We start from the raw sequence: 21,305 nt of genomic DNA on the forward strand, positions 1-21,305 counted from the left end.
GTCTTACGCCACTCCCGCCACCCCTTCACGTCCAGCCTCATGAATACGACGGGCTAGGTTCTCGTTGGTGTGATGGAAGGCCTCGATCTTCATGCCGACGAAGGGATTGCCCTGAAGTTGTGCTTGCACCGCCGTCACGGACGCCGTCCTGACTTCGAGCAGACCCGTGAATTTGATGCTGTCCGCATCATCAGCCGTCGTCGATGTCAGCCCTCCGGACCCATTGGGCAGGCCCGACGTCGAGCTGACATAAGGATTATCGACATAGACGAAGAAAGCGGCATCGCCCCGCGTGTCGGCGCCCGCGGGATTGAAGGTGCCGCCCTCGAACGCCTGATTGGACACACCGATCGTCGCACCGCTGATCTGCGAGGCGCTGGATGTGTTGATGGTCTGACTGGTGTTGCTGTAGCTATTGTCCGCCTTCAGGTTGACGCCCTGGGCGATGATCAGCACACCGCCGTCTGGCAGGGTGTCATCTGCTTTGGTCACCGTGCCCTTGGTATCTATATTCCCTTCATTGGCGGCGATCAGCCCGAACAGATTTTGATTCGCGGGCATGTTGCCAAAGTCAAAGTCGAAGCTGAGATTGGGAGCAGTCTGCTGCGCGGTAAAGGTATAGCTACCGGCACCGCCCTGATCACCAAGGACGATCTGGTAAAGGGGATTCGCGGTACCCGCCGTCGAATAATAATTGACCGTCGTGCCGTCAGCCGAGAGCACGGCGTGAATGCCAGGGAACAGGGTCGTCATTGCCGCGGAGAATGGCGAATCGGCGTCTCCCGTGTAGGAAGTGAAAGTGTATGTCTTGGTACCCGCCGCGGACTGGTTGGTTGCGTTGTTCTCGTCGAAGCCCACCGAGCCGTTGAGCGAACTGCTCACCGAACTGCCGTTGGTGAAATCGACCACGCCACTGATGATCTGGGCCGCGATAATCGGGGAATCGTCATCGACGGTGATCACCAGCTTCTCTGCCGCAGCCGTCGCGGTGTCATTGTCGCCATCGACCACCTGAAGGACCGAGCCGAGATTGAGGGTGATCTCATTCTCGAACGCAGTTCCGGCGGGCGGCGCCGCGTGGTCAAGCTGGTCTACGAGGGTGAAGGTATAATCGCTGTTGTTGGTCCCGCTCAGTGCCAGGGTGAAGACTGTGCGATCGACAAGGGGATCGAAACCCGCGCCGCTGACCTCGACATAGCCGGTCAGCGTCTGGGTGACCGTATTGACATTGTAGACGATAGTGCCGCCCTTGGATGTCAGGACCGCCGGGAGGCCGCTTGTGTCTGTGGAAAGCTGATAGCTCTTCACGCCGTCACTGCCACCGGCGAAGATCCCGGCGATACTGCCGGTTGCGCTTCTCGCTGACGTAGGATCATCACCCGGACCGCCCGGATTGCCCGTCACGACGATTGCACCGTCCTCGTCAACATTCGCAGTCACTGCTGTGCCATTGGCGTTCGGCCCGTCGTCGTCAAACCTGAACAGGTCGCCGACATTATTGTCGGAGTCGGCGATGCTGTCGCCGTCACCGTCGGTACGGGTGACACTCATCTGCACCGCTGCCGCAAGCAGGGTGATTGTTTCGTCATAGGAGGCGCCGCCGGTCGGATGATTGAGCGACAGATATTGGGCGATGAACGCCTCGCCAGTGCTGCTGTCGACCGCCAGGGCGAAGGCGATGTCGCCATTGGCGTTCGCCGTATCACCGCCGGCAAGCTCATTGCCGACCCTGCCGAGGATCAGACCAGCGGTCGCCCCGGAGCCGTTGTAGAGGAAGATCTGGGTACCGCCTGTCGTCGAGACGCCTGAATAGGTACCGTCGCTGACGCTGAGCGCATAGCTGAGCGGAACCGTCCCTGCGCCATCCGATCCAAAGCTGCCGGTCGGGGTGGTCAGCAGCGAGCCGCCGCTGCGCGCAAAGCCGATCGCATTACCGGTGTCCTTGGGCGTGACGTCCAGGTCGCCGGTACTGACCACGCCCGAGAACAGGCTGTCCACGGTCGGGCCGCTGCTGCCGGCGATGAAGGCGCTGCCAGCCACATCCTTGTCGGCCGGATCGGCACCGCCATTCTGTACCCCCGGCGTCTCGTCATGCTGGACGAAATTGGTGCTTGGCGTCGCCGCCACGGTCGGCCCGTCGTCATCGAACTTGAACAGGTCGCCGACATTATTGTCGGAATCGACAGCCGTGTCGCCGTCGCCATCGGTACGGGTGACGCTCATCTGCACCGCTGCCGCGAGCAGGGTGATCGTTTCGTCATAGGAGGCGCCGCCGGTCGGATGATTGAGCGACAGATATTGGGCGATGAACGCCTCGCCGGTGGTGGAGCCCACCGCCAGGGCAAAGGCGATGTCGCCATTGGCGTTCGCCGTATCGCTGCCGGCCAGCTCATTGCCGACCCTGCCGAGGATCAGACCAGCGGTCGCCCCGGAGCCGTTGTAGAGGAAGATCTGGGTGCCGCCTGTCGTCGAGACACCCGAATAGGTACCGTCGCTGACGCTGAGCGCATAGCTGAGCGGAACCGTCCCTGCGCCATCCGATCCAAAGCTGCCGGTCGGGGTGGTCAGCAGCGAGCCGCCGCTGCGCGCAAAGCCGATCGCATTGCCGGTGTCCTTGGGCGTGACGTCCGGGTCGCCGGTGCTGACCACGCCGGAGAACAGGCTGCCCACGGTCGGGCCGCTGCTGCCGGTGATGAAGGCGCTGCCGGCCACATCCTTGTCGGCCGGATCGGCGCCGCCATTCTGTACCCCCGGCGTCTCGTCATGCTGGACGAAATTGGTGCTCGGCACCGCCGCCACCGTCGGCCCGTCGTCATCGAACTTGAACAGGTCGCCGACATTATTGTCGGAATCGACAGCCGTGTCGCCGTCGCCGTCGGTACGGGTGACGCTCATCTGTACCGCCGCTGCGAGCAAGGTGATCGTCTCGTCGTTCGAGCCGATGTTCCCGTGACTGAGCGACAGATATTGGGCGATGAACGCCTCGCCAGTGGTACTACCGACCGCCAGGGCGAAGGCGATAGCGCCGTTGGCGTTGGCGGTGTCGCCACCGGCCAGCTCATTGCCGACCCTGCCGAGGATCAGACCAGCGGTCGCCCCGGAGCCGTTGTAGAGGAAGATCTGGGTACCGCCTGTCGTCGAGACGCCTGAATAGGTACCGTCGCTGACGCTGAGCGCATAGCTGAGCGGAACCGTCCCTGCGCCATCCGATCCGAAGCTGCCGGTCGGGGTGGTCAGCAGCGAGCCGCCGCTGCGCGCAAAGCCGATCGCATTGCCGGTGTCCTTGGGCGTGACGTCCGGATCGCCGGTGCTGACCACGCCCGAGAACAGGCTGTCCACGGTCGGACCACTGCTGCCGGCGATGAAGGCGCTGCCCGCGACATCCTTGTCATCCGCATCGGCACCGCCATTCTGCACGCCTGCCGTTTCGTCATGCTGGACGAAATTGGTGCTTGGCGTCGCCGCCACGGTCGGCCCGTCGTCATCGAACTTGAACAGGTCGCCGACATTATTGTTGGAATCGACAGCCGTGTCGCCGTCGCCATCGGTACGGGTGACGCTCATCTGCACCGCTGCCGCAAGCAGGGTGATCGTTTCGTCATAGGAGGCGCCGCCGGTCGGATGATTGAGCGACAGATATTGGGCGATGAACGCCTCGCCAGTGCTGCTGTCGACCGCCAGGGCGAAGGCGATGTCGCCATTGGCGTTCGCCGTATCACCGCCGGCAAGCTCATTGCCGACCCTGCCGAGGATCAGACCAGCGGTCGCCCCGGAGCCGTTGTAGAGGAAGATCTGGGTACCGCCTGTCGTCGAGACGCCTGAATAGGTACCGTCGCTGACGCTGAGCGCATAGCTGAGCGGAACCGTCCCTGCGCCATCCGATCCAAAGCTGCCGGTCGGGGTGGTCAGCAGCGAGCCGCCGCTGCGCGCAAAGCCGATCGCATTACCGGTGTCCTTGGGCGTGACGTCCAGGTCGCCGGTACTGACCACGCCCGAGAACAGGCTGTCCACGGTCGGGCCGCTGCTGCCGGCGATGAAGGCGCTGCCAGCCACATCCTTGTCGGCCGGATCGGCACCGCCATTCTGTACCCCCGGCGTCTCGTCATGCTGGACGAAATTAGTGCTTGGCACCGCCGCCACTGTCGGCCCGTCGTCCTGGAAGATAAGCTGGGCGCCGATATCCGCACGGGCACTGTTCGGCTGGTCGATATCAAAACCGCCAATGTCGAACTTTTCACCCGCTCCGGAACCCAGCAGCACTTGGTCGTGAACTGCGCCCTGGCCGTTATATTGGGTGTACCATTTGATGGTGTAATTATCGTTGAGGTTCGAGACAGTATAAACGCCATTACTGTCGGCAACAGGGTTGGTGATCAACTGCACCAATGCCCCGTTGGCATCGCGAACCTCGATCCGCAATATGGGCACGGCCGTGCCGTTACCAAGCGCGCTCGCGCCACTTGGCGGGGTTGGGTCGAACGCGGCTCCATCAAGGCTATTGTCGCCATTGAAAGCCTTGATCGTCAGCACGGCCAGGTTGTTGCCGGACACTTGAACGATCTTGGTCGATGCGGCGCCAACCTCGATCCTGCTCGTGAAATCGATATTGGCAACATTATCCGCTTCATTGGCATCCAGGGCTGCGCCGACAAAGTTGGCGTTCGCGCCCGAAACATAGGTGAAGTAGGCAGCCTCGCCCGGGTTGAAATTCTGGTCATTGACGCCGATCGTGACGCTGCCCCCACCCTTCGAAGTGTTGATGGTGTCGCTGGTGTTGCTGAATCCGGTTCCGACCGGGTCGGGATTTGCGCCGATCACAACAATTGCATTGGTGGTGGTCCCGACCATGCCGAACAGATTGTTGCCTGACGGCAGGGTGCTGAAATCGAAATGGGTCGTCGTACCGGCCGAGACGCCCAGCGTGTCGAAGAGATTGACCGGGTCATCATAATTGCTTGGAAAATCGGGATTCTTGATGGCTTCGAACTGGACCATCCAGACCTTCGCCTGCGTCAGCCCGGCGTTCGGGTCCAGCAGCAGGGCGAAGACGAGGTGGCCGCTGCTGTCATAGCCCAGCGCGGCCCTGCTACCCAGTACCGGGTCGGCGAACAGACGAATGTCGCCGCCGTCGACGGAATCGAATGTGGTGAGAACGCCGGCGCTGAAATTGGCCACACCGGTCCAAACCGGAAGCGCGCCGCCGCTGCCATCGTCGAAGCCGAGGCTGTTCACCGTGCCGCCAGCGGCGTCGACGCTGATGAAGTTGTCAGCCGTTTTGGCAATGCCGTTTGCAGTCGCGAACGAAGCGCTCAGCGCAAGTTGGCCGGCTCCCGTGCCGAACAGGCGATTGTAGAATGCCAGAACGTCGGCATCGGTCGTGGCCGCCGCCTGGAGATCGCTAAAAGCGATGTCATTGCCAGTGTCGGACGTAGCCGGCGTCTGAAGGCCGAGTGATTCATCTAGAATCGCGGTTCCGGTGATTGTGATCGATGCCATTTGAGGTCCCCTCGGGTCTAAGCCGACATGTCGAGAACTCTTGCAGGCGAGCAGAAATGTGGTGCTTGCCCAAGCAAATGGGCATCGGCTTCAGCCCGTCGGGCAAAGCAGCATGCGCAGTAGATGGTGCCATTGAATGGTGCGGTTCAGATGTTTGGTCGAGCCGCCAGCATCAATTAGGCCGGGCAAACCATCCGCGCATGGCACGTTCCCTCGCCTCAAATTGAGTTCAGCGATTAAGCCAGTCAACAATCTAACCCGTCGTATTCATGAGGCTGGACGTGAAGGGGTGGCGGGAGTGTAAGCGGGGCAAATTTCCGGGCAGGGGGACTGGACAAGGTTGGTTTGGCGTGATTCACACTGCCGATGACTTCGGGCAACGACATTGGCGGTACAAGAGGCGAGGAGGATATTCGTCGGGTTGTTGCTGCGCTGGTTGAGCGTTGCGACCGTCTGGAAGCGACGAACCAGGATCTGCTGATCGAGAGGGCGGCTGACAAGCTGGAGATCCAGGCATTACGGGACGAGATTGCGCGATTGAAGGGCGATCCGCCGCGTCCCCGCTTCAAGTCGAAGCCATCGGGGATGGAGAAGTCGACGTCACCGACACCGGGGAAGAAGCGGAGCAAGCGGAGGCGTGGGGCGGTGCAATCGAAGCTCACCGTCAGCCGGGATGTGACGCTGAAAGCGGCAGTTCCTGATGGCTCACGTTTCAAGGGTTACGAAGACGTCTTGGTGCAGGATCTTCGGCTTGAAGTTGACGTCATCCGCTATCGTCGCGAGATTTGGCGGGGTCCTGATGGTAAGCGGATCGCAGCAGAGTTGCCGGCGGGCATTTTGGGAGGCTTTGGCCCCGAGCTACGGCGCTTTATCACGGCGGGTCATTTCCAAGGTCAGATCACCAGCGAACGGCTGTGCTCGATGTTGAACGGGATGGGTTTGGCCATTTCCAAACGCCAGGTCGTACGACTGCTCAGCCGTGGGCTCGACGATCTGGTTGCCGAAGATCGGGCGATTTTAGCCACGGGGATTTCCACGGCGCAATGGATCAATGTCGACGACACTTCCGCTCCGCATGCTCGCAAGAATGGGTATGTCACCCATCTTGGGGATCGGCGCTTCGCGGTGTTTCGCAGCAGCTTTTCCAAATCGCGGCGCAATTTTCTCAATCTTCTTCAGGCGGGCATCAGCCATTTTGTCGTCAACGACGAAGCGCTAGCCAAAATGCGCGAGATGAACCTCGCGTCCGAACCGATTGCCGTGCTGGAAGCCCACGAAGCCAAGCATTTTGAGAGCCCCGAGGCGTGGCAGGCGCATCTTTGCGCGCTGGGCTTTGACAAGTTGAGCGTCACGCCCGATCCCACCAAGGTCGCGACCGAAGGCGCGCTATGGGGCGCCCTTTGCGAACAAGGTCTGCTCGGCGACACAGCTATCGTCTCCGATGGCGCCGGTCAGTTCCGCGTCGGCAGCAACCATGCGTTGTGCTGGGTACATGCAGAAAGGCTGGTCCACAAACTCCATCCCCGCTCGAAGAAAGATCGTGAAGCGCTCGAACTCATCCGCACGTTGATCTGGTGGTTCTACGCCGATCTCAAAGCCTGGCAAAAGCATCCGGATCCCAAACGGGGCCGTGCCCTCAGGGTTCGTTTTGACCGGATCTTTGCCCGCAAAACCGGCTTTGTGATGCTCGATCGGCAATTGGCACGCCTCTACCGCCAGAAAAACGATCTCCTGCGCGTTCTGACACGTCCCGAAATCCCGTTGCATACCAACGGTTCGGAAAACGATATCCGCAGCTTTGTCACCAAGCGCAAAATTTCCGGTGGCACCGTTAGCGAACAAGGACGGATCGCTCGCGACATCATGCTCGGCCTGATCAAAACCTGTGCCAAGCTTGGCGTCTCCTTCTACCAATTCCTCGGTGATCGCTTCGCCGTTCCCGGCGCGCCATCCGTTCCATGGCTGCCGGACCTCGTCAGCGCCGCTCCCGCCTGACCGCCCGGGAGTTTGCCCCGCTTACGGCGGGAGTGGCGTAAGACTTTGTCTTGTTGTAGGAAATTGGATGTCTAGACCAACCTGCAACGAGGCAAAAAATGCCACAGGCCACACCCGCCGGGGGCGACGATAGCGCGCCTCTGATTTCGTTTCCAGCGGTCGCGCGCAAGAAAGTCACGGCCGCCTTTGATGGTGGCCGGTTGACCTCGGACGGCGGGGTTTTGCTACTGGCGCAAGCCGAGCGCGAGATGGGTATCTGCCGGCAGCTCGCCACCTGCATTGCCGATCCGCGCGATCCTTCCCGTGTGACCCACAGGCTCGATGACATTCTGCGAGCGCGGGTTTTGGCTATTGCCTGCGGCTACGAGGATGCCGATGATCTCGACGCCCTGCGCGACGACCCAGGCTTTCGCCTGGCGCTGGGCAAACTGTTGGGTTCAGGCGCAGGCCTGGCGAGCCAGCCGACAATGAGCCGCTGGGAGAATGCGCCGACCACGCGCGAATTGGCGCGGATGCTGGTCGCGATGGTCGGCATCTACTGCGCCAGCTACCCCGAGCCGCCCAAGGCGGTGATACTGGACATCGATGATACGTGTGATGTCGTGCATGGCTACCAACAGCTTTCGTTCTGGAACGGCCATCACGGCGAGCGCTGCTTCCTGCCGATCCACATCTATGACACGGCGACGGGACGGCCGGTCGCCATGCTGCTGCGTACCGGCAAGACGCCGTCAGGCGCGGAGGCTGCGGGGCACATTCGACGGCTTGTCCGGCATATCCGTCGGCATTGGCCGCAAACGCACATCACCATCCGCGGCGATGGGCATTATGGCCGGCCAGAGGTCATGGCCTTCTGCGAGGCGCACGGCATCGACTATGTCTTCGGCCTTCCCACCAATGCCGCGCTGCGCGCCAATACAGACATTGTCGCTGCCGCTGATGCCTGCGCCGTCAAGCGCGCCGAGCAAGACCGGGTTGTCCTGCGCAGCTATGCCGAGATCCGCTATGGGGCGAAAAGCTGGAAATGCCAGCGCCGCGTCGTAACCCGGATCGAAGCCAGCATCATGGGCATGGATATCCGCTATGTCGTCACTTCCCTGGCAGAAGGCTCCGCTGAACACATCTACGACAGCCTCTATTGCGCCCGCGGCCAGGCCGAGAACCTGATCAAACAGCACAAGACACAGCTCAGCAGTGATCGCACTTCGTGCCGATCAGCCAACGCAAATCAGATGCGGCTCATTCTGCACACCGCGGCCTACTGGCTAATGTGGCGCATCCAGCAGGTCATCCCCAAGACCACCGCGCTCGCCACCGCCGAGTTCGCAACCCTGCGCCTGCGGCTTCTCAAGATCGCCGCCCGCGTCATCGAAACCGCCTCCCGCGTCCGGGTCGCCTTCGCTTCGGCCTGTCCCGACGCCGCCGTGTTCCGGACCATCGCCACCGCGCTCAGGGCCACCCAGACATAGCCCGCGCGGCCGCGCCGCCGAACCGCAAAGCCCCGTCCCTCAATCCGAAAGCCTATCAGACACTCGCGCTGAAATAGACGCAGCATGATCGCTTGTCCTGATCATAAGCCCGATGGTGCAAAAGGCCAGTGAGCGGCAGAAGGGAGAGCGTCACGAATAAGGCGGGCTAAGGCATGTTTGAGGTTGAGTGCAGCCACCCAAGCCTCAATCACACGCTAAACACGACTCGAAGGTAAACCGATTTTTAGTCAATGAACCAATATTTCATAATTTAATGAAGGTGTTGCCTCCTGTAAGTAGCAGTCTGAATATGCGCCCAAGCGAAAATCTATTCAATTCACCAGGTGCAATATACCCGAGGAATCTGCCTCGTGCATCGACAGATATAATCTTTTTTTGCGCCATGGTATCTACCTATCCCACAACCTGCTCCAGAACAGGCTCCTTTCTGACTCCGCTCCGCGTCAACGGACCTTCCAGAGGCCGGCTGATGCTGACAGCCTTGACCATGATGATGATGGAACTTGGCTTCGGGCCGGGCCTGTTCGTGTCGTGGTCAGGCATCGATATTGTCGCGGGAACAGCGGGTGTCATCCTTACCATTCTGTTCATTGCCCAGGCGCCTGTGACCGGGCGGCAACTGGCCCGACAAGATGCAAGGCATCGATAGTTCAGCTATTCCACTGTTGGATGGATCCTCGAGAGAATGGCATTTATCTTTTCCTGCGTGATACGCCCCTTCTCCAAATCTCGCGCAAGGCGCTTAGCAGCGTAGCCCTTCCCGCGTTCGGCTGCTTCGATACCGCGGTCGATTAATCTTTGCCTTCGCGGCTGCGAACGCAATGCCGGTTCCCACGGTGCGAGCGCCGATGACGCCAATCCGTGTGAAGCGTGTCTTCTAGATATTCTTTGGGCGAGCGAAAAGACCGTCCGCTTTGCCCTTGTTTACGAACATCGTGCGGATCAGGCTTCGTGCGACGGGGTCGATCATCAGCTGGACGAAATACTTTGCTTCGACCTGAAGCGCCTTGTCCATCGGAAGTTGCAACCCCTCATAGAGCGCCGAAGCGATTTTTTCCGGCGCGGGCATGTTCCCAAATGCCGCTGCCCGCGTAGTCGCATTGGTGCCAATGAACATAGTGCGGAACTCGGGAGTGAGGGTATCGTCACCCCCAGGTACCTTAAAGTCCTTGCGGTCCCACGGTTGGACGGGATCGCCACACTCGCGCAACCACCGCTTGGCGACCTTCATCAGTTCCTCGCGCGGGACCACCGCATGCACGACGCCCAAATCCAAAGCCTTAGCTGGCGAGATCTGACGACCCTGCATAAGAAGCGGAAGAGAAGCTGCAAGACCAATAAGGCGAGGAAGGCGCTGCGTACCGCCGCCTCCCGGGAGCAGCCCGACCTGAACTTCGGGAAGGCCCAGCGCGATCTTCGGATCATCCGCCACGACACGATAGTGGCAGGCCAAAGCAATCTCCAGTCCACCGCCTAGCGCTAAGCCGTTGATGGCGCATGCAACGGGCTTTCCAGCGGTCTCCAGCCAGCGTAGCAGGCGCGAGAAAGACGAGAACATATGGATCGCGTCCTCCGACGGCATTGCCGCGACATCGATGCCTCCACTTAGCATCTTGAGATCGCCACCTGCTACGAAGCTGTCCTTTCCGGACGTGATGACAACGCCCTTCACCGCTTCATCCGTCATTGCGCGACGAAGAGTGCTTTCCAGGGCGTTGGACAAGGTCGCGCCAAGGACGTTCATTTTCGAATCAGGAAGATCCAGCACTAATGCGCAAAGACCGTCCGAATCTACGTTATAGCTGACTACTTCGCTCATATGTGTGCCCTTCAAGCAACCCGTTCCAGCACCATCGCGATGCCCATTCCGCCCGCCGCGCGGAGCGTGGCCATACCAAGACGACGCTCCATCTCCGTCGATCAGCGTACCCACAATCATCGCTCCGGTGGCGCCTATGGGAGCGAAGCCCGCCCTTCGCTCGTAGCTGAGACGTTCCGTGGGCCAGTTCTGAAACGCCCATTCTTCGAACAGGCCGTTGAACATGAGCTGCCATCAACTGAGATGGCTTGGCCTTTGGTTCACTCCCTTACGAAATGCGAATATTGCAACCGTGACCACAGTATCTCGAACCTCGCCGAGCCGCAGTGAGGTCCGACAGAATGAACGTCTTCTTGAGAAACAAACGCATGCGCGATCGCCGCCCGCCTGAAGTTGTCATGCTCAGGGACGAGAATACACGTACTGTCCTTCTTTCAAGGTAGCCGATACTTTTACGTCCATCAGTTGTTCCGGCGGAATAGCGAGAGGGTCGCGGTCGAGAATAACGAGATCTGCCATTTTCCCCTTTTCCAGGGTGCCCTTCGTGGCCTCTTCATGCAGTTCGTAGGCAGCGTTGCGCGTAACTTCCAGCAGAGCCTCATAAGGGGTGACCCGCTCCTCCGGACCGAGGATGTCGTTCGACCGGGTCCGGCGTGTCACCGCCGACCAGATAAGCCGAATCATGTCGGGCGGAACCACCGGGGAATCGTTATGAATGGTCGGATGCAGCCCAAGATCGAACGCATCGCGCTGGGGCGAGATATGTTCGGCACGCGGCAATCCCAACGTCACCTCGCGGTGCCAATCGCCCCAGTAGAAAGTGTGCGCGGCGAAGAAGGACGGCTCGATGTCCAGCGCCTTCATCTCTTTCAACTGGTCGACGCGCGCGGTCTGGGAATGGATCGCGATCGTGCGTTGCAACGGCTTGCCGCTAGCCTGCCCTACTGCCCGGACGCTGTCGATCAACTGCTGGATTGCCGCGTCGCCGTTGACGTGGACGAAGACCTGCCAATCGTGATCTGCCGCCTTGCGCAACAGCCCCTGCAGGACGTCGTCCGGAATCTGCCGATAGCCGCTATAGTCGTTCTCGCGCCCCGGAGGCACGATATGATAAGGATGGGTCAGCCACGCGGTGCGCCCCTGCGGCGAGCCGTCGGCCAGGATCTTTACCCCCGCTGCGCGCAAATGCTGCGTGTATGTCCGCGCAAAGGGAACCTGGTCCAGCCCCGTCGGCCAGGCCTGCATCAGCGGCAGGGCATGAATATCGAGAAAGAGCGCATTTCGCTTCGCAGCCGCCTGGAGCAGGGTCCATGTCTCAGGCAGGGAGGCGCCATCCTGCGCCGTGGTCAAGCCGTTACTGGCATAGATTTCCTGCGCTTTTTTGAGCTGCTCTATTTGTTTTTCCAGAGTGGGGCGCGGGGTAACGGCATAAGCAACAAAGATAGCGCTTTCCTCGACCACCCCCGAGGCCGTCTTGCCGTCGGCTTCGCGCCGGATAACGCCGCCCGGCGGATCACGTTCGGGATGCAGCATCCCTGTCAGTTCCAGCGCCTTTGTGTTCATCGCCGCAAGGTGCCCCGAGACGTGGCCGAGTATGATGGGGCGGTCGGCGGAAACGGCATCCAGCTCCTGACGCGTCGGATGGCGCCTTTCTGTAAGCTCGGCATCGTCGTAGCCCATGCCCATCAACCAGCCGTCCGGATGAGTCTGCGCATATTGGCGCAGGGCGCCCTGAAGACTCGCGATGTCCTTGACCGTGCCTACGGGGGGGGGCTGCAGCGCGGCAAGATCGGCCTGCTGCGCAAGGCCGGTGATATGGCCATGCGCATCGATGAAACCAGGTAGCAGGGTCTTGCCATGAAGGTCGACCACCTTGGTCGCACTTCCGCGCATACGCTGGATCTCAGCTTCGCTGCCCACCGCGATGATCTTGCCATTCCTCACGGCCAGCGCCTGCGCGCGCGCATCGGGCGCCGTCATCGGGACAATATTTCCGTTCACAAACAGGATATCCGCTTTTCCCGCTGCAAGGGCCTGCAACGGCACCGTGGCTAGCAGGGTCGCCAGCGCCACGCTCACCGCGCTTCCGGCTATTGCAGCCCTTTGCTTCCTGCCAACTTTCAAGGGGATTGCAAACATCGTATTCCTCCCTGGCATTCTCGATTCCGTGACTTTACGCTTCTTGTTTGCTTCACGCTTCACGCTTCACCGCGCTTACGGCGAGGGCCCGCCGATCAACCTTGTCCAGGGCATTGAGCGGCAGCGCATTCATGAACAATATGCCCCGCGGAACCTTGTAGCGGGCGATCTTCCCGGCGAAGTGTTCGATAAGCGTGGCTGCGTCCGTCGCCTGCCCCTTGCGCAAGACCACCGCCAGCAGCAGCACTTCGCCCAGCCGATCATCGGGAACGCCGAATGCCGCCGCCTGGTCGACCGCCGGATGGGTCAGCGCCACGGCCTCGACCTCGGCACAGCCGATATTCTCTCCGCCGGAAATGACGATGTTCTTCTTCCGGTCGACGACATGGAGATAGCCATCGGCATCGAGCCGTCCGAGATCGCCGGTCGCGACCCACCCGTCCTGCTTCGTGCGCGCGGTGTCTTCGGGCCGGTTGCAGTAACCGATCATTATCGTTGCCCCGGCGATGCAGATTTCGCCCACCTCGCCCGGCGGCACATCGACGCCCGCGTCATCCACGATGCGCACATCGACAATCGGGATCGGGCGGCCGGACGAGGTTGGCCGATCAAGCAGGTTCTGCCCGGCGATGCCGTTGACCGACCCCGTTTCCGTCTGTCCGTAGCCATTGCTGACCATCACCCCTGGAAAGGCCGTGGTCAGTTCGGAGAGGAGCTTCGGCGTGATTCCCTGCCCGCCGACCGACAGGAAACGCAGGTTAGACAAATCCCGCCCTTCGCGGGGTGCCTTGAGCAGATCCCACAGCATCGCGGGCGAGCCGGAGAACCCGGCCAACCGTTCCTGTTCCAAAAGATCGATCACGTCGCCGACACGCCATTTGCTGATCATGACGATCTTGCCACCGCGCCGCAGGCTGGGCAGCAGCACCCCGTTGAGGCCGGAGGAATGGAACAGCGGATAGACCAGCATCACGCTGGGCTGTACCGCCGGCTTGACCGTCAGGCTTTCCAACGGCGCCCCCGCCTGAATGGCCACATTGGCCATGCTGTAATCGATCCCCATGATCGTCGTCATCAGCGCGCGTTGGCTAAGCAAGATGCCTTTTGGGGCACCCGTGGTGCCGGTGGAGAAGATCACCACCGCCTCATCGCCCGGCCCCATCGCAGCGGCTTGGAACGACGCACCGGCGTGGCACACCAGCACATCGTCGAAAGCTAAAGCGCCGGGCAGTGATGTCGCCTGTTCTCCGGCTGTCAGGATGACCAGCCGTTCCGCGCGCCATCCTTCCGCCACATGGACGGCGATGAAGGGCTCCGCGATCAGCGCCTTGGCCTGCGTATCCTCCAGCGCCAGCATCAGTTCCGTTGCCGATGCGCGATAGTTGACCAGAACTGCCGTTGCACCAAGCGCGGAAACCGCAACGAAGGCAACGATCCATTCCGGCCGGTTGTGCATCGCGATCGCGACCCGATCCCCCTTGCCCAGCCCGGCTTCGGCCAGCGCCGCCTTCAAGGCTGCCGCTTTGGTGAAAAGCTCGCTGTAGGTGAGCGTGCCGGTCGGCCCGCTGAGGCACAGGGCATCGGTGTACGCCATGGCTTCCGCATAGACATCCGCGATCGCGCGCGGGCCATGCCGGAACACCCGACACAGGCGCCCTTCGACCAACTCCTCGATCAGTTCGAACGGGGCCCCGGGTGCTGTCAGTGGATTGGTAGCGAGCAATCCGGAACACGCTACGGACTGGGTATGGGACATCTACTTATCCTTAAGCAAGCTGCGGGATACAGGAAAAAATACGAGCGTCCCGAGAGGCCCCTAATCTCGGAAATTCGGATCCAGGCAAGGGCAAAGAACCTTTCAAAAATAACGATGCATCCAAAAACTAACATTTTCCGATATGAGACGAGCTTTTAGAATCAGGACCAATTCGTTAACTCTGTGGGCACAGACGGAAGGTTCTGTCGGAGAGGTGCATCGATGATTGAACAGACGCTCGTGGGGCCTAAGCGCACCTATGAACTCGATGCGAATTTCGTACTTCCCGGTATTGATGTGCAAATACGCACCTATCATCGTGAGGCACCTACCCACACTGGTATAGTATGCTCCCGTCACCTACTCTCCGTCAGCCTTAGCGGGCGGCCCCGTAGCTCCATCGGACGCTATATCCCGGATCGGCGAGAAACTGAGCCTTTGCATTTGGGGAATATCATATTCGTTCCGGGCGGCGTACCGGTAGTTGGCTACGGACCAGGTGGCGTTGAGCAGAGTCTATCGTGCCGGTTTGACTTTGGCGCCTTCCCGGAATTGGCCCAATTCGAACGAGACATATCAGAGGATTGGCTGCGAGCCTGTGGAGATATTCGCGCGCCGCAAATGAAAGAAATGATGCGGCGTCTTGCATTTGAATTACGGTCGCCTGGCTTCGCGCGTGAAACTATAATCGATCTACTTGTTCGCGCAGCGATCGTCGACGTCGTGCGCTGCACCCGGCAACCTGAAGAAAAGAAAAGACATTATTCGGGTGGACTTTCACCGATGCAATTGCGGCGATTGACCGACTATATCACCAATTCCCTCGAACGCAGCCCAACGATTCCAGAATTGGCACGGGCCTGCGATGTCAGCGCGGGACATCTGATGCGCAGCTTCCGCCAATCAACCGGTGAAACGATCCACGCCCATGTCCAGCGGATCCGTATTGAAAGAGCCAAACTCCTGTTGAAGGAGAAACGGTCGGTCAAGGAAACGGCTTATCTGCTTGGCTTTGCTACCCCAAGCGGTTTTGCGGTAGCCTTCAAGCGATTACATGGACAAACACCTTCCGAATTTCGCCGTAGCGCATCGTGCTGAGGTGCGGCCGAAGATAGCGGCGGCAGATGGAGCAGGCGACCCAAGGCTTTGCTGAGGTGCAGGTGCTGCCTGGTCCGATAGCGATGATCGGACCGGCAATCATCGTTGAGTTCGAGCGGGCGATCGCGCGCATTCCCGCCGGCGCTTCGCCAGGGCTGGTGTCGGCAATGCTGCGGTCGATCAAGCCTGGTCCCTGTTTCCTCTGGTGTTCGGATGGGCCCGTGCCACATGTGATCGTGAAACTTTGGTCGGGGAAGAGCGAGACGCAAAAGCGCGAGCTGACCGATGCTATAGTCAGCGCGACCCGCCGCGTGTTGGGCTATAGCGAAGATGCGGTTTCGGTTGCCTTTGAGGAAGTGCCGCCTGGCGCTTGGACCGCCTGCTCGCCGCGTCTGCGCCACTTGCGGACTGCCTCGTCGCTGATGCCATAGCGCTTGGCCACGACACTGGCGGGCTCGGTAGAACGGGCAATTTCCGCCCGCACAGCAGGCGTGGTCCGGGCCTGGGGATGTATCTGCACCATCACGAAACCTCATCAGCAAGAGCGGCAAAGCGCCACGCGTGATCCGCGATGGCGCTACTTACCAAGTCCCAATGATGTCTCGCAACCAGACAGCTAAGGCCAGACTGGAAAGCAGCCGGCTTTGATCCCGTTATCGCCGATCTCCCGGCTTTGCGCTGGAAGGCACTCAATCTCGAGCGTTTACAACGGAACAATCGACCAAATTCGCCGGCCAATTGCGGACGCTCGAAGACTGTCTCTGGCTCGACTCGACCGGAGCGGAAGTCGTTCCTACCACATAACATAGCCGCCAATCTGGAGGCGCCAATCAGCCATGTTATCGCTGATGGCAGAGGCCGTGGGCGGAAGCAGATACGCCCTCGAGCGATCGACTGCCAGAAGCGGCAATGGTGCTCACGCTGCCAAGCAGGGGGCGGCCGGGTGAACGTAGCCTCTCTCGGGTACAGCGTTCTGATACTCGACGGCCTGCCATGTTCACGACCTCCAATCTCTCGGTGTTGCGACGACCGGTTGAATCCGCCCTATAGGCGCCGATCTCAACTCCGCGCTTCAGGTGAATAGGAAATAGAATCAATATAGTATGCACTCTTTGGTGGGATTCCACTTCGATGTCGGCCCACACGCTTCACCGATGGTCAAGAGAAAATCCGTGACCGTTAGCGGCCACTCTCACCCATTCCTCCACAGCGGCTAATCATTTCTTAAGTATGTTGACCTAGGCAGTCCTCTTCAAGACGAGGAAAAGATGAGCGTCGAAGTCAAGCTTCCACCTGAGGACATGGCGGAGTTCCGGCTGTCGCAACAGCCGAAGACAAAGCGCCTCTCTCTCCCGCGCCGCGTACTTGTCGGCGGCTTGCTGTCGGTGATGGCGCTTGCGGTGTTGATACGCAGCTTTATTTTCACAACAGGCTACAACACGACATTAGTCGCGGACATGGGCGTCGTCAGGGCGCCGGTCTCGGGTATTGTCGATCAGTTGAGCGCCGATGTCGGTGATCGTGTCACGCATGACCAGTTGCTGGGATCATTCGCTGTCCCTGTAGGACTGTCATCGGCCGTGCAAGCCGGATCGGAAGATATCGACCAGTTGAAGGCTAAGCTGGTGAGTATCGACGCCCGGACCGCAGCGATCAATGAAGATACTGCCCGCATTCGAAGGGAATCCGGCCTCTACCGTTCGCAAAAATCGTTGCAATTGCGCAGCGTCAGTATGGAGGCGTCGGCTGAGCTTGCCGCCACGCAGGCACGCCTCGATTTTTCGCAGGGGCAATTGGCGCGGACTCATGCGCTTGCCAAGCAGGGGTTCATCAGCACGGCTGGCCTGCAAAGGGCGGAACAGGATCAACGCGCCGCGCTGGCGGATCGCGACGCAGCCTTGGCCCGTCAACGCACGGATAGCCTGGAAGCTCATGCTGCCGGTCAAGGTCTGTTTCTCAACAATGGATATAGCGACGTCCAATATTCCACGCAGCGCCTGAGCGATCTCAATCTGGCCCTGAGCCAGCTACGCGGCGAAAAGGACATTCTGACTGCGACCCTTGCCAATGCGGAGCGGCTGACCGGCCACAACAAGAACAGCGCGACAAGGCGCCTGCAATTGCCGCTTCAGGCCAGCGTCAATGGCCGCGTCTGGGCCAAGGTCGCGGCGGCTGGGGAATCCGTGCGGGAGGGAGATCCCATCTACATGCTCGCTGATTGCTCCTCCTTCTTCGCCTATTTCACGGTCGGCCGCAGCACGTACAGCAAGCTCAACATTGGCGCCCCCGTGCAGTTCATCGCATTTTCCAATGGTGATCGTTGGCCTGGCACCATCGTTAACATGGGCGTCAGCAATCCGTCACAACTCAGGGTCACCAGCCAGATTTCCGAGCCTGCGCAGGGCGAATATCTGATTGGGGCCCGGATCACGCTCGATGCAAAGGACCAGAAGCGGTGCCCGGTGGGCACGGCGGGCCGGGTGGTTCTGTAGCGCGCCATGAATGCGGTCGAGATTCCGCCTTATTTCTGGGGTTTGGCGACCCTCGCGCTCTGCCTGCTCGTCTTCCCTCTGCTCCACCCGACAAACCGTCTGCACCGGCTGATCGTCAGTGGGGCCGCGATCCTGTCGATTCTGGTTTATATGGGATGGCGTCTGGTCGCGACGCTCGATCTGACAACCCCAGTCGCCGCCCTTCTGTCCATCGGCTTCTTCATGCTGGAAGTCTGTTCCACCCTGGGCGGGATGCTGGTGCTGTTCGTTCTGACACGCCGGGGAAACCGGTCGCAGGATGTCGCCCGGAACATCCGCTGGCTTCGCACGACCCAGCCTACCGCCGCCATCTTCATCTGCACCTATAATGAAGAAGTCGGTATTCTAGAGCGCACCCTCACCGGTGCGCTGAACCAAAGCTACCCGGCAAAAGTCTATATGCTGGATGACGGCCACCGCCCGGAAGTAGAGGCGCTTTGCCGGCGCCGTGGCGTGGAATGGCTCACCCGAACCGACAACAGGCATGCCAAGGCAGGGAATATGAATGCCGGCATCGCAACGCTCGCAGCGCGCGGCGAAATGCCGGACTTCGTCGCCATTCTCGATGCCGACTTCGTGCCCCTGCCGAATTTCATGAAGCGCTCCATCGCCTTGTTCAAGGATGCTGCCGTGGGCGTGGTCCAGACCCCGCAGCATTTCTTCAACCCCGATCCGCTGCAACATCGGATCAAGGGACATCTCGACCTGCCGGATGAGCAGCGCTTTTTCTTCGACACTTTGCTCCCAGCCAAGGATGGCTGGAACACCGCCTTTTCCTGCGGCACATCGTCGGTCGTACGCACAAGCGCCCTGACGCAGATCGGCGGCTTCCCGACCGACAGCATTACCGAGGACATGCTGCTGTCGATCCGCATGAAAGAGCACGGCTTCTTCACCGCCTATCTCAATGAAAAGCTGAGCCTGGGCCTCGCCCCGGAGGGGATTGGCGAATATTGCACCCAGCGTATTCGCTGGTGCGTGGGTGCGATGCAGATCGTCCGCAGCGCTGACGGGCTGTTTTCCCGCAGACCGCTGAGCTGGATCGATCGGATGAGCCTGGCGGAGACATTGCTTTATTGGGTAGGTAGCTTTCCCTTTCGTCTCGCCTGCCTGCTGGTGCCGATCCTTTATTGGACGACGGGCCTCACCATCATGGACGCACCCATGGACCAGCTTGCAGCGTTCCTGCTACCGCGCATCCTGGTGGAAGCCTTCGCCATCAGCTGGTATTCCAATGGGCGCATCATGCCTTTGCTGACCGACACGTCTCAACTGTTGATCGCCCCGGAGATCGTCGCAGCGTCACTGCACACGCTTCTGTTCCCCGGCGAGCGGCCCTTCAAGGTGACCAACAAGGGCGGGGACCGTTCGCACACAGTCATCCACTGGAAGTTGTTGTCGCGTTTCGCCATTGTACTGCTTTTCACGGCAATGGGAATGCTCGTGAGCTATTGCTCGCCGCTGGCACCCACATTCTTCTCGGACCAGAAGGGCGTTGTCGCCTTCTGGAGCATGTATAATGTCCTGGTCTGCATAATGGCGATGATCGTGTGCGTCGAAACGCCGCGCAGGGCCGATGAGCGCGCGCCGATCGGCGGGACGGCTGTCTTCAGCGCCGCCGATTCCGAGACTGTCGTGCAGTTGCTCGACATTTCATCGAGCGGCGTGGCTTTCGCCAATGAAGGCGGCTGGAAGGTCGGAGACAGAGGGACGATCTCCATCAAGGAATTGGGTGAGATGCCGGCATCGATTGCGCGGATCACCGATAACGTGGTGGGAGCAAAGATATTGCTTTCCCCACAACAGCAAACCGCCCTGACGCATTTTCAATTCGCCGGCGAGAGAATGCGCACGCCGGATGTGTCGACGCTGGGCAGCTTCATAGCCTTGATAAGAGGGCTCGCCTTGAGTTGAGCGGGAGCCGGACTTCATCCCTGTCGTCAATCCCGAAGATCCAGCAGTCGCGTAGCAAGGAAGAGCTTCTCGCCCGGTCCGCACCCTCATCGACCGGCGCGCGGCGTCCGTCTGATAGCCCGAATCGACGCCATGCCGGGAACAAGCGGTAACCAGAGCGTGAACAGGCGCAGAAGCATGATCGCCGCAAAAGCCGCCTCCAGACCGACGCCCAGCAGATGGAGTGCTCCGACAGATGTCGCTTCAAAGCTGCCCAGTCCCAATGGAACCGGCCCCAAGGTCGTCACCACTGATGCCATAATGAGCGCTATGAACGCCGTTCCGAACGCAACTTCCTGCCCAAGTCCATGAAGGCAGGCGAACAAGGTTCCGGCATCGGCAAGGAAGATCATGGCATTGCAGGCCGTAACGGCGGCGACAAGGGCGGGATCGCGCAAAAGATCGGCGGGTGCCTGGGCGACTGTTTCGAGCAATTTTCGTATGAAATCCAGTCTACCGATTTTATCGGGCAACTGCCTGCGCCCTCGGCGCCGCAGCCAAAGCGCCAGAGCAGGGATCGCGAAGGTCACGACGAGAAACAGCGTGATAATCCCCGCCATCAACGGCGTCGCACGGTCATGCAGCCAAAGCAGCAGAAGCGCGATGACAGCAAAAAGGGCGTAAGCCGCGTAAAAGCCGATCATCGAGATCAACAGCGCAGCAACTGCGGTGCCCTTCGTCACACCAAGCCCGCGCAATTGATCGACAAGCAATATGTTGCCCCCCCATGCCCGCGCTGGGGAGAACCTGATCGACAAACAATTTGGTCAGGGCAATCCGTAACAGCGGCCCGATGGGACGGGGCGTGGAAGCGTGGCGCAGCACAACCGACCATCCCCCTGCGACGCTGGCATAAGTGGACATCTGAAGCAGCAGGGCGATGCCGATCCAGCCGGGCTCCGCCTGCGTCAACAAGGCCGCGAACTGCCGAACCTCCCCCCAATGGATGATCGCGCCAACCAGACCGGCCACCAGAATGACCGCAAGGAACCAGCTTCGCCATCGCGTGGGGGCCATGCGTTTCCTCT

At 60.4% G+C, this 21,305-nt stretch carries 11 protein-coding genes and 2 pseudogenes; 7 read left to right on the forward strand and 6 right to left on the reverse strand.

The features are described 5' to 3' along the window. Window positions 1–3 precede the first annotated feature (3 nt). Window positions 4–5,496 (reverse strand): S-layer family protein, encoded by a 5,493-nt coding sequence (locus HUK73_RS20020; RefSeq protein WP_176593615.1) that lies wholly within the window; start codon window positions 5,494–5,496, stop codon window positions 4–6. Between the two features lie 366 nt (window positions 5,497–5,862). On the opposite strand from HUK73_RS20020, the gene HUK73_RS20025 reads away from it, so the two are divergent. The 3 genes from HUK73_RS20025 to HUK73_RS20035 all read left to right on the forward strand — a co-directional run bounded on the left by HUK73_RS20025 (window position 5,863) and on the right by HUK73_RS20035 (window position 9,630). Continuing rightward, complete coding sequence (locus HUK73_RS20025) at window positions 5,863–7,491, forward strand: transposase (protein ID WP_218036409.1); 1,629 nt, start codon at window positions 5,863–5,865, stop codon at window positions 7,489–7,491. Between the two features lie 98 nt (window positions 7,492–7,589). Next, window positions 7,590–8,960 carry an IS1380 family transposase gene (locus HUK73_RS20030; protein WP_176590134.1) on the forward strand — a complete coding sequence of 457 codons (1,371 nt, stop codon included), beginning with the start codon at window positions 7,590–7,592 and terminating at the stop codon, window positions 8,958–8,960. Between the two features lie 490 nt (window positions 8,961–9,450). Further along, window positions 9,451–9,630 carry a hypothetical protein gene (locus HUK73_RS20035; protein WP_176593616.1) on the forward strand — a complete coding sequence of 60 codons (180 nt, stop codon included), beginning with the start codon at window positions 9,451–9,453 and terminating at the stop codon, window positions 9,628–9,630. Window positions 9,631–9,858: 228 nt separating this feature from the next. On the opposite strand, the gene HUK73_RS20040 is transcribed toward HUK73_RS20035, so the two are convergent. From HUK73_RS20040 to HUK73_RS20050, 3 genes are all read right to left on the reverse strand, one after another. Next, window positions 9,859–11,025, reverse strand: a complete 1,167-nt coding sequence (locus HUK73_RS20040; protein WP_176593617.1) for an enoyl-CoA hydratase-related protein — start codon at window positions 11,023–11,025, stop codon at window positions 9,859–9,861. A gap of 177 nt (window positions 11,026–11,202) precedes the next feature. Further along, the gene (locus HUK73_RS20045; protein WP_176593618.1) at window positions 11,203–12,939 is read right to left on the reverse strand and encodes an amidohydrolase; all 1,737 of its coding nucleotides are present in this window, start codon (window positions 12,937–12,939) and stop codon (window positions 11,203–11,205) included. 52 nt (window positions 12,940–12,991) lie between these two features. Continuing rightward, window positions 12,992–14,695, reverse strand: coding sequence for a class I adenylate-forming enzyme family protein (locus HUK73_RS20050; RefSeq protein WP_176593619.1), 1,704 nt, complete (start codon window positions 14,693–14,695; stop codon window positions 12,992–12,994). A gap of 222 nt (window positions 14,696–14,917) precedes the next feature. Here HUK73_RS20050 and HUK73_RS20055 point away from each other — a divergent pair, with 222 nt between their 5' ends. Both HUK73_RS20055 and HUK73_RS26575 read left to right on the forward strand, forming a co-directional pair. Continuing rightward, window positions 14,918–15,793 carry an AraC family transcriptional regulator gene (locus HUK73_RS20055; RefSeq protein ID WP_176593620.1) on the forward strand — a complete coding sequence of 292 codons (876 nt, stop codon included), beginning with the start codon at window positions 14,918–14,920 and terminating at the stop codon, window positions 15,791–15,793. A 167-nt stretch (window positions 15,794–15,960) separates the two neighbouring features. Further along, window positions 15,961–16,224: a tautomerase family protein gene (locus HUK73_RS26575; RefSeq protein ID WP_255326595.1), complete on the forward strand. Its 264-nt coding sequence runs from the start codon at window positions 15,961–15,963 to the stop codon at window positions 16,222–16,224. Here the strand turns inward: HUK73_RS26575 and HUK73_RS20065 are convergent. Beyond that, window positions 16,182–16,316, reverse strand: a pseudogene (locus HUK73_RS20065) (IS481 family transposase); the annotation flags it as partial. The gene HUK73_RS26575 and the pseudogene HUK73_RS20065 sit on opposite strands and share 43 nt — an antisense overlap. A gap of 745 nt (window positions 16,317–17,061) precedes the next feature. Here HUK73_RS20065 and HUK73_RS20070 point away from each other — a divergent pair. Further along, a complete protein-coding gene (locus HUK73_RS20070; RefSeq protein WP_176593621.1) occupies window positions 17,062–18,285 on the forward strand; it encodes an HlyD family efflux transporter periplasmic adaptor subunit in 1,224 nt (407 codons plus the stop codon). Between the two features lie 6 nt (window positions 18,286–18,291). Next, window positions 18,292–20,238, forward strand: coding sequence for a glycosyltransferase (locus HUK73_RS20075; protein ID WP_176593622.1), 1,947 nt, complete (start codon window positions 18,292–18,294; stop codon window positions 20,236–20,238). A gap of 86 nt (window positions 20,239–20,324) precedes the next feature. On the opposite strand, the pseudogene HUK73_RS20080 reads toward HUK73_RS20075, so the two are convergent. Beyond that, window positions 20,325–21,294: pseudogene (locus HUK73_RS20080) on the reverse strand (lysylphosphatidylglycerol synthase transmembrane domain-containing protein). Window positions 21,295–21,305: the final 11 nt, after the last annotated feature.

It is taken from the genome of Sphingobium sp. EM0848 (assembly GCF_013375555.1).
Taxonomy (GTDB): domain Bacteria; phylum Pseudomonadota; class Alphaproteobacteria; order Sphingomonadales; family Sphingomonadaceae; genus Sphingobium.